At 77.6% G+C, this 10684-nt stretch carries 2 protein-coding genes; both read right to left on the bottom strand.

Annotated elements, in window-relative coordinates; translation table 11 throughout:
- Positions 1-7645, bottom strand: a 7645-nt coding sequence (locus AB0469_RS40570; RefSeq protein WP_366456634.1) for a type I polyketide synthase, incomplete at its 3' end; no start/stop codon positions are given.
- A 44-nt stretch (positions 7646-7689) separates the two neighbouring features.
- A partial coding sequence (locus tag AB0469_RS40565; RefSeq protein ID WP_366456633.1) for an SDR family NAD(P)-dependent oxidoreductase occupies positions 7690-10684 on the bottom strand: 2995 nt, incomplete at its 5' end.

Below are 10684 nucleotides of genomic sequence, written 5' to 3'. Positions count from 1 at the left end.
GCGCCGGCTGGGTGAAGCGCGTCTCGTGCAGCAGCTCTACGTCCTCACCGAACACCACCTCCCGCAGCGGGAGATCGAGATACGGGTCCAGGGCCGCACACGCCGCGTCGAAGACCTCCGCGAACACCGGGAAGGCAGCGTGCAGTTCACGCCCCATACCCGGGCGCTGGCTGCCCTGCCCGGAGAACAGGAACGCCCTGCGGCCCGCGCCCGCGGGTGCCGTGCCCGACACGGTCTCCGGGCCCGGGGTCTCGCCGCGGGCGAGGGTGGTCAGGCCGCGCAGCAGGTCGTCCCGGTCGTGCCCGGTGATGACCGCGCGGTGCGGGAAGGCGGTGCGGGTGGTCGCCAGGGAGAGGGCGATGTCCGTCGCGGCGGCCCCTTCGGTGGAGCGGACGTGGGCGAGCAGTCGTTCCGCCTGGGCCCGCAGGGCGTTCCCGTCCCTGGCGGAGATCAGCCAGGCGACGGGCTGTTGGGCGGGGGCCCCGCCCGGGCTGCCGTCGGGATCGTCGGTGGGGGCGGCGTCCGGGGCCTGTTCGACGATGACGTGGGCGTTGGTGCCGCTGACGCCGAAGGAGGAGACGCCCGCCCGGCGCGGACGGCCCTCGTGCTCCGCCCACTCCCGGGCCTCGGTCAGCAGACGCACCTCTCCCGCCGACCAGTCCACGTGCGGGGACGGCACGTCCGCGTGCAGGGTCCGCGGCAGCACCCCGTGGCGCATCGCCATCACCATCTTGATCACACCCGCCACACCGGCCGCGGCCTGCGTGTGCCCGATGTTGGACTTGACCGTGCCCAGCCACAGCGGCCGGTCCTCGGGACGGTCGGTGCCGTAGGCCTTCAGCAGGGCCTGGGCCTCGATGGGGTCGCCCAGGGTGGTGCCGGTTCCGTGGGCCTCGACGGCGTCGACCTCCCCGGCGGTCAGCCCGGCGTCCGCGAGGGCCTGGCGGATCACCCGCTGCTGCGCGGGCCCGTTCGGCGCGGTCAGGCCGTTGGACGCACCGTCCTGGTTGATCGCGGAGCCCCGGACCACGGCCAGGACCCGGTGCCCGTTGCGGCGCGCGTCGGAGAGCCGCTCGACGAGCAGCATGCCCGCACCCTCGGCGAGGCCGGTGCCCTCCGCCGAGGCGGCGAAGGCGCGGCAGCGGGCGTCGGGGGCCAGTCCGCGCTGGCGGCTGAAGCCGATGAGGGCGCCCGGGGTGGACATGACGGTGACGCCGCCGGCGAGGGCCAGGTCGCATTCGCCCCGGCGCAGGGACTGCGCGGCGAGGTGCAGGGCGACGAGGGAGGAGGAGCAGGCCGTGTCCACGGTCACGGCCGGCCCTTCCAGGCCGAAGGTGTAGGCGACCCGGCCCGAGACCACCGAGGCGGAGTTGGCGGTGAGGAGGTGGCCTTCCATGCCTTCGGTCTGCTCCTGCGAGAGGCCGATGGCGTAGTCCTGGCCGTTGGTGCCGGCGAAGACACCGGTGCGGGAGCCGCGCAGGGTGGCCGGGTCGATCCCGGCCCGTTCGAAGGCCTCCCAGGACGTTTCCAGCAGCAGCCGCTGCTGCGGGTCCATGGAGAGGGCCTCGCGGGGCGAGATCCCGAAGAACTCGGGGTCGAAGTCGCCCGCGTCGTGGAGGAACCCGCCTTCCCTGACGTAGCTGGTGCCCGGGTGGTCGGGGTCGGGGTGGTAGAGGGCGTCGAGGTCCCAGCCGCGGTTGGCGGGCAGGCCGGTGATGGCGTCGGTGCCGTCGGCGAGGAGGGTCCAGAGGTCTTCGGGGCTGCGGACCTCGCCGGGGAGCCGGCAGCTCATGGCGACGATGGCGACGGGCTCCTCGGCGCCGTCGGCGGCGGTCCGGCCGGGTGTGGCGGGCGCGGCGGTGACGAGGGCCGTGCCGGGGTGGCCGCCGGGGATCTCCTCGAGGAGGTGGGCGGCGAGGGCGGCGGGGGTGGGGTGGTCGAAGACCACGGTGGCGGGGAGGCGGACGCCGGTGGCGGCGGCGAGCCGGTTGCGGAGCTCCATCGCGGCCAGCGAGTCGAAGCCGAGTTCCCGGAAGGCCCGGCCGGGGTCGATGGCCTCGGGGGTGGCGTGGCCGAGGACGGAGGCCACCTGGTTGCGGACGAGGGTGAGCACGGTGTCGCGGCGTTCGGCGGGCGGCAGGGCGGCCAGCCGGGACAGTTCGGCGGAGAGGCCGCCGGGGCCGGGTGCGGCGCTCTGCGCGGTGCGGCGGCCGGGGGTGCGGACCAGTCCGCGCAGAAGGGCGGGTACGGGGCCCGTCGCCCGGGCCCGCAGTGCGGGCAGGTCGAGGCGTACGGGGGCCAGGGCCGCGTGGTCCAGGGTACGGGCGGTGTCGAGGAGGTGCAGGCCCTCGTCGGCGGTGAGCGGGACGAGGCCGGCGCGGGTCATGCGCCGCAGGTCCTCGTCGGCCAGCCGGGTCTGGTCCCCGCGTTCGTCCCAGACGCCCCAGGCGAGGGAGGAGGCGGGCAGGCCCTGGGCCCGGCGCTGGTGGGCGAGGGCGTCGAGGAAGGCGTTGCCCGCCGCGTAGGCGCCCTGTCCGGCGCCGCCGAGGGTGCCGGCGAGGGACGAGAAGAGGACGAAGGCGGAGAGGTCCAGGCCGCGGGTCAGTTCGTGGAGGTTGAGTGCGGCGTCGACCTTGGGGCGCAGGACGAGGTCGAGGTCCTCTGGGTCGAGGGAGTCGACGAGTCCGCCGGCGACGACGGCCGCGGCGTGGACGACCGCGGTGAGCGGCCGGTCGGCGGGGACGGCCGCGAGGAGGGCGGCGAGGGCGTCCCGGTCGGCGGCGTCGCAGGCGGCGACGGTGACGGTGGCGCCGAGGGCGGCGAGTTCCTCCTGGAGCGCGGCGGCGCCCTCGGCCTCGGGGCCGCGGCGGCTGGTGAGGAGGACGTTGCGGACGCCGTGGGCGGTGATGAAGTGGGCGGCGACGAGCCGGCCGAGGGCGCCGGTGCCTCCGGTGATCAGTACGGTGCCGTCGGGGTCGGCGGCGGGGGCGGTGGCGGCTTCCGCGGCGGCCGGGACGCGGGCCAGCCGCGGCACGGTCATCCGCCCCTCGCGCAGCGCCAGTTGGGGCTCCCCGGTGGCGACGGCGGCGGGCAGGCGGCGCAGGGACTCTGCGGTGCCGTCGGTGTCGGCGAGGACGAGGCGGTCGGCGTGCTCGGACTGGGCGGAGCGGACCAGGCCCCAGACGGGGGCGTGCGCGGGCCGGGTGTCGGGTGCGCCGTCGGTGTCCTCGCCCGGTACGGCGACGGCCCGGTGGGTGAGGAGGACCAGCCGGGAGGGGGCGAAGCGGTCGTCGGCCAGCCAGTCCCGCAGGAGGGCGAGGGTGCCCCGCGCGGTCTCCCGGACGGCCGCGGCGTCGGCATCGGCGTCGATGCCGGTCGCCGGGAGGACGACGGCCACGGTTGCGGGGACGGGCGTGCCGGCGGTGACGGCCGCGGCCAGGGCGGCGAGGTCGGAGTGGGTGGCGGGGCGGGTACCGCCGCTCTCCAGGGCGGCGGCGGTCTCCTGGAGGGCCGTCTCCCCGGTGCCGGCGCCGATGAGGGCCCAGGGCTCCGCGGGGGCGGCGGTGTCGGCGAGCGGCTGCGCCGGCCATTCCACGCGGTAGAGGGATGCGTGGTGTGTGGTGAGCGCGGCCCGCAGGTGTTCCGCACGGACCTCCCGGAAGGTGAGCGTGCCGACGGTGGCCACGGCCCGGCCGCCGTCGTCGTCGGCGGTGACGGCGACCGCGTCGGCTCCGGCCGGGGTCAGCCGGATCCGCAGCCGGGTGGCGCCGGTGGCGTGCAGGCGTACGTCCTCCCAGGAGAAGGCCATCCGTCCGGTGCCCATGTCCCCGAGCGGGCCGAAGCCGACGGCGTGCAGTGCGGCGTCCAGCAGGGCCGGGTGGAGTCCGTAGCGGTCGGCGTCGGCGCGGGCGTCCTCGGGGAGGTCCACCTCGGCGAACACCTCGTCGCCGAGCCGCCAGGCGGCTCGCAGGCCCTGGAAGACGGGGCCGTAGGCGAAGGAGCGGGCGGCGAGCTCGGCGTAGAAGCCGTCGAGGTCGACGGGGGTCGCGCCGGCGGGCGGCCAGGTGGCCGGCTCGGCTCCGGCCGCGGGGGCGGCGGTGGCGGGCGCGGAGTTCAGCACGCCGGTGCCGTGGCAGGTCCAGCCCTCTTCGGCGGCGGTGTCGGGGCGGGAGTGGACGGCGAAGCGCCGGGCTCCGGACCCGTCGGCCGCGCCGACCGCGACCTGGACGAGGACGCCGCCCTGTTCGGGCAGGACCAGTGGTGCCTGGAGGGTGAGTTCGGCCAGGTTGTCGCAGCCGAGGTGGTCGCCCGCCCGGACGGCGAGTTCCACGAAGGCCGTACCGGGCAGGATGACCGCGCCCAGCACCTCGTGTTCGGCCAGCCAGGGGTGCGTGTGCGTGGACAGCCGGCCGGTGAGCAGCAGGCCGTCGGCGTCGGCGAGGGTGGTGACGGCTCCGAGGAGGGGGTGGTCGGAGGGGGCGAGGCCCAGGCCGGCCGCGTCCGCCGGGGTGTGGGGGGCGTCGAGCCAGTAGCGCTCGTGCTGGAAGGCGTAGGTGGGCAGCGGGATCCGGCGGGCGTCGGGGGCGGCGAGGACGGCCGGCCAGTCGAGGGCGACGCCGTGTGCGTGGGCCTCGGCGGCGGAGCGCAGGAAGCGGTCGGTGCCGCCTTCGTCGCGACGCAGGGTTCCGAGGGCGACGGCGCCGCCGCCCAGGTCGTCGAGGGTCTCCTGGATGCCGACGGTGAGCACCGGGTGGGCGCTGACCTCGATGAGGGCGCCGTGTCCGTCGCGGACGAGGGCGCGGGTGGCCTCCTCGAAGCGGACGGTCTGGCGCAGGCTGCGGTACCAGTAGTCGGCGTCGAGCCGGTCGGTGTCCAGGGCGCCGCCGGTGACGGTGGAGTAGAACGGCACGTCGCAGGCGCGGGGGGTGATGTCGGCGAGCGCTTCGAGGACTCGGGTGCGGACGGCCTCGACGTGCGCGGAGTGGGAGGCGTAGTCCACGGCGATCAGCCGGGCCCGGATCCCGTCGGCGTGCAGGGCGTCGCGGAGTTCGGCGAGGGCGTCGCCGTCGCCGGAGACGACGATGGAGGACGGGCTGTTGACGGCGGCGACGGACAGCCGCTCGCCCCACGGGGCCATCCGGGGGGTGAGCCGGTCCAGGGGCAGGGCGACGGAGAGCATGCCGCCCCGGCCGGACAGGACGGTCAGCGCCCGGCTGCGCAGGGCGACGACCTTCGCGGCGTCCTCCAGGCTGAGCGCGCCGACGACGGCCGCGGCGGCGATCTCGCCCTGGCTGTGGCCGGCGACGGCCGCGGGGTGCACCCCGTAGGAGCGCCACAGTTCCGCGAGGGAGACCATCACCGCGAACAGGACGGGCTGGACGACGTCGACCCGGTCGAAGCCGGGGGCGCCCGGCGCGCCGCGCAGGACCTCCGTCAGCGACCAGTCGACGTGGGGCGCGAGGGCTTCCTCGCACTGGCGCAGGCGCTCGGCGAAGACCGGGGCGGTGTCGAGGAGTTCGACGGCCATGCCGGCCCACTGGGAGCCCTGGCCGGGGAAGACGAAGGCGGGCCGGCGGGTGTCGTCGGCGGTGCCGCGCACCACGTCGGTGCCCGCGGGGGCGGGGGCGCCGGGTTCCGCGTCGGCGAGGGCGTCCAGGGCCCGGTCCAGGCCGGCCCGGTCGGCGGCGAGCAGGACGGCGCGGTGGGGGAAGGCGGTGCGGGTGGTGGCCAGGGAGTGGGCGATGTCGACGGCGGTCGGGGCGGTGCCGTCGGGGGTCGCGGGCAGGGCGGCCAGGTGGGCCCGGAGCCGGGCGGCCTGGGCGGCGAGGGCGGCCGGGGACTTGGCGGAGAGCGGCCAGGGGAGGAGGCGCGGTCCGCTGTCCGGCGCCCCGGCCCCGGGTCCGGTGCCGTGGCCGTCGGTGCCCGTGCCGTGGTCGCCGCCGATGCCGACGAGGGTGGCCGCGCGGTCGGCGAGGGCCGTACCGAGGGTGCTGGCGCGGCCGGCGAGGGCGGTACCGAGGGTGGCGGCGCGGCCGCCGATGGCGGTACCGACGGTGGCGGCGCGGCCGCCGATGGCGGTACCGACGGTGGCGGCACGGTCGGCGAGGGCGGTACCGAGGGTGGTGCCGGCGGAAGCGGCGCGGCCCGCGGTGGCGTCCCCGCCGGGGGTGGCGGCCGGGTCGGGTGCGGTGGCCGCAGCGGCCGGGTCGGGTGCGGCGGCCGGGGCCGGGGCGGCGGCCGGCTCGGCCGGGGCGAGGTGCTGTTCGAGGACCACGTGGGCGTTGGTGCCGCTGACGCCGAAGGCGGAGACGGCGGCCCGGCGGGGCCGGCCGGGCTCCGTGCCGGGCCAGGCGGTGTTCTCCGTGACCAGCGACACGGCGCCCGAGGACCAGTCGACGTGCGGGGTCGGCTCGTCCGCGTGCAGGGTCTTCGGCAGGACGCCGTGGCGCAGCGCCTGCACCGTCTTGATGACGCCCGCGACACCGGCCGCGGCCTGGGTGTGCCCCAGGTTGGACTTGACGGAACCCAGCCACAGGGGCCGGTCGGCGGGCCGCTCCCGGCCGTAGGTGGCGAGGAGGGCCTGGGCCTCGATCGGGTCGCCGAGGGTGGTGCCGGTGCCGTGGGCCTCGACGAGGTCCACGTCGGACGGGGAGAGCAGGCCGTTGGCCAGGGCCTGGTGGATCACGCGCTGCTGCGCGGGCCCGTTGGGGGCGGTGAGCCCGTTGGAGGCTCCGTCCTGGTTGACGGCGGAGCCGCGGACCACGGCCAGGACGGGGTGTCCGAGCCGGAGCGCGTCGGAGAGCCGTTCGACGAGCAGCATGCCGACGCCCTCGGACCAGCCGGTGCCGTCGGCGTCGGCGGAGAAGGCGCGGCAGCGGCCGTCGGGCGAGAGCCCGCGCTGGCGGCTGAACTCGACGAAGGTGGTCGGGCCGGCCATCACGGTGACGCCGCCCGCGAGCGCCAGGTCGCACTCGCCCTGCCGCAGGGCCTGGACGGCCAGGTGCAGGGCCACGAGGGAGGAGGAGCAGGCCGTGTCGATGGTGACGGCCGGACCCTCCAGACCGAGGGTGTAGGCGATGCGGCCGGAGACCACGCTGCCCGTGTTGCCGGTGCTCACGTACCCCTCGATGCCGTCGGGCATGGCGGGGAGCCGGGAGACGTAGTCGTGGTACATGACGCCGGCGAACACGCCGGTGCGGCTGCCGCGCAGGGACTGCGGGTCCATCTCGGCGCGCTCGACCGCCTCCCAGGCGGCTTCGAGGACGAGCCGCTGCTGGGGGTCCATGGCGAGGGCCTCGCGCGGGCCGATCCCGAAGAAGCCGGGGTCGAACTCGGCCGCCCCGTGCAGGAATCCGCCCTCGCGGGTGTAGGTGGTGCCGGGGTTCTCGGGGTCCGGGTCGTAGAGCGCGTCGAGGTCCCAGCCGCGGTCGGTGGGGAAGCCGGATATCGCGTCACGGCCCGAGGCGATCAGGTCCCACAGGTCCTCGGGGGACTCGACGCCGCCGGGGAAACGGCAGCTCATGCCCACGATCGCGATCGGTTCGCGGTTCTTGCCCTCGGCCTCGCGCAGCCGCTGGCGCGCGTGACGCAGATCGACGGTGGCGCGCTTGAGGTAGTCGCGGAGCTTGTTCACATCGGTCGTCATCTGGTTTCTGTTCCTCAACGCGAAGGGATGGGCGTGCTGGTCGATCAGTGGGTGTCGAGTTCGCCGTCGAGCAGGTCGAAGAGCTCTTCGTCGGAGGCCTGCGCCACATCGGCCGCGCCGTCCCCGCCGGTCTCGCCGCCGGGGGCGGGTGCGCCGCCCCCGGCGGGGCCGGGGGCGGCCCCGCGCCATTTCGCGAGGAGGACCTCCAGCCGCAGGGCGGCGGTGGCGCGGGTCGCCCGGTCGTGCGCGGCGCGGGCGAACGCGGTCTCCAGCCGGTCGATCTCGGCGAGCAGCGAGGGCGCCTCCCCGTCGGCGCCCGCTCCGGTGGGCAGCGCGCCGGCCAGGTGGTCGGCGAGGGCCGCCGGGGTGGGGTGGTCGAACAGCAGGCTCGCCGGGAGGCGGAGCCCGGTGGCCGTGCCCAGGTGGTTGCGCAGTTCCACGGCGGTCAGCGAGTCGAAGCCGAGGTCGCGGAAGGCCTGGGAGGCGCCGACGGCCTCGGCGGAGGTGTGGCCCAGTACGGCGGCCACCTGGTCCCTGACGAGGCCGAGGAGGATCCGTCGGCGCTTCTCGTCGGAGGCCCCCGCCAGCTGCGCGGCCAGCGCCCGCGTCCCCGCCGCGGGGTCCGCCGCCGGGCGGGCGGGGGTCCGTACGAGGCCGCGGAGCAGGGCGGGCACGGGCCGGGTCCCGGCATTGCGGCCCAGCGCGGGCAGGTTCAGCCGTACGGGCAGGAGCACGGCCTCCGGGCCGGTGCCGTCCGTCGCGTCCGCCGACGCCGCGGCCGCCGCGGTCGCCGCGTCGAAGAGGGCGAGGCCCTCGTCCGGGGAGAGCGGCGACACGCCCGCCCGTGCCATGCGGGCGACGGCCGCCGCTCCGGCCCCTCCCAGCATCCCCTGCGGGCCCTCGGTGCCCGCCCAGGGACCCCAGGCCAGCGAGACGGCCGGCAGTCCCGCTGCGCGTCGCGACTGGGCGAGGGCGTCCAGGCAGGCGTTGGCGGCGGCGTAGTTGGCCTGGCCCGCCGTGCCGAGGGTGCCGGCCAGCGAGGAGAACAGGACGAAGGCCGCGAGGTCCCGGTCCCGGGTCAGTTCGTGCAGGTGGAACGCCGCGTCCGTCTTCGGTCCGAGGACCCGGTCGAGGCGTTCGGCCGTGAGCGAGCCGACGGGGGCGTCGTCGAGCACGCCCGCCGCGTGGACCACCGCGGTGAGCGGGTGGGCGGCGGGGATCCCGTCGAGCAGGGCGGCGAGCGCGGTCCGGTCGGCCGCGTCGCAGGCCGCGAGGGTCACCTCGGCGCCCAGGGCGCCCAGTTCGGCGGCGAGGTCGGCCGCGCCCTCGGCATCGGGCCCCCGGCGGCTGGTCAGCAGGAGGTGGCGCGCGCCGTGCGCGGCCACCAGGTGCCGGGCCACCAGCCGGCCCAGGGCGCCGGTCGCCCCGGTCACCAGGACCGTCCCGGCCGGGTCCAGCCCCAGGGCGGAGGCGTCCGCCGTGGCCGCGGCGGCGGCCGTGCGCGCCAGGCGCGGCACGAGCGCCCTGCCCTCCCGGACGGCGCACTGCGGCTCCCCGGTGGCGAGCGCCGCGGCCAGCGCGGCGTCGAGGGCGGGGCCCTCGGCCGCGTCGGCCTCCACGTCCACGAGGACGAACCGCTCCGGGTGTTCGGACTGGACGGACCTGACCAGGCCCCAGACGGCGGCCTGGGCCGGATCCGGCCCGGCCGCGTCCCCGCCGCCCGCGCGGACCGCGTTCCGGGTGACGAGGACCAGCCTGCGCGGGTCCGCCTCCCCCGCCTCGGCCGCCGTCAGCCGCTCCTGTACGAGGGCCAGGGCGCGGGCCGCCGCGTACCGCACCGCGGCGGACGCGTCCGCCGGGCGGTCCGCGAGCTCCGCGTCCAGCCGGACGACGACGTGGCCGTCGGCCGGCGCCAGGGGCGGGGCCGGGGGCGCCCCGGTCCACTCGACGCGGAACAGGGCGTCCTGGAAGCGGCCGGCCCGCGCGGCGGCGAGCTGCTCGGCGGAGATCGGCCGCAGGACCAGGGCGTCCACGGAGGCCACGGTCCGGCCGGTGGTGTCGGCGGCCAGCAGGGAGACGGCGTCCGGGCCGGCGGGGGCCAGCCGGACCCGGAGGGCGGCCGGGCCCCCGGCCGGGGCGGCGGACAGCCTGACCCCGGTCCAGGAGAACGGCACCCGCGCCCGGTCGGTGCCGGCCCCGTCCGGGTCGGTGCCGGACTCCGTGCCGAGCAGGCCGTCGCCGAGCGCGACCGCGTGCAGGGCGGCGTCCAGCAGGGCCGGGTGCAGCCCGAACCCGGCGACGTCGGTGCCCTCGGGGAGCTCCAGTTCGGCGAAGAGCTCCCCGTCCCGGCTCCACGCGGCGCGGACGCCCCGGAACAGCGGACCGTAGTCGAGACCCAGGCCGGCCATCCGCTCGTACAGCGAGTCCAGCGACCCGGCGGCGACGGGGACGGCCCGCGGCGGGGGCCACGCGGCCAGGCCGGTCCCGTCGCCGGTGGGCGCGGCGGCGGACAGGGTGCCCACCGCGTGGCTCGTCCACGGCTCCTCGGCGGGCGCGCCCTGCGGCCGCGCGTGGACCTCCAGCGCCCGGCGGCCGTCGGCGTCGGGGGCCGCGACCCGTACCTGTACCTGGACGGCCCCGTCCTCGGGGAGGACGAGCGGGGCCCCGAGCGTCAGCTCGTCCAGCCGGTCGCAGCCGACGCCCTCGGCACCGGCGGCGTGCAGCGCCAGGTCCACGAAGGCGGTGCCGGGGACGAGTACGGCGCCCAGCACGACGTGGTCGGTGAGCCAGGGGTGCGTCGCGAGCGACAGCCGCCCGGTCAGGACGAGCCCTTCACCGTCGGCGAGCGGGACGGCGGCGCCGAGCAGGGGGTGGTCCGCCTCGGCCAGACCGGCGGCGGAGACGTCCCCGGGGGCGGGGGCCGCCGCCAGCCAGTAGCGGGTGCGCTGGAAGGGGTAGGTGGGCAGGTCGACGCGGCGGGCGCCACGGCCCTCGAAGACCGCCTCCCAGTCGACGGGGGTGCCGTGGACGTGGAGCCGG

This window comes from Streptomyces sp. NPDC093801, from assembly GCF_040701585.1.
GTDB lineage: Bacteria > Actinomycetota > Actinomycetes > Streptomycetales > Streptomycetaceae > Streptomyces.
Note: the sequence above shows the minus strand (reverse complement) of the source record. Positions and strands in the feature narration are given on the sequence as shown.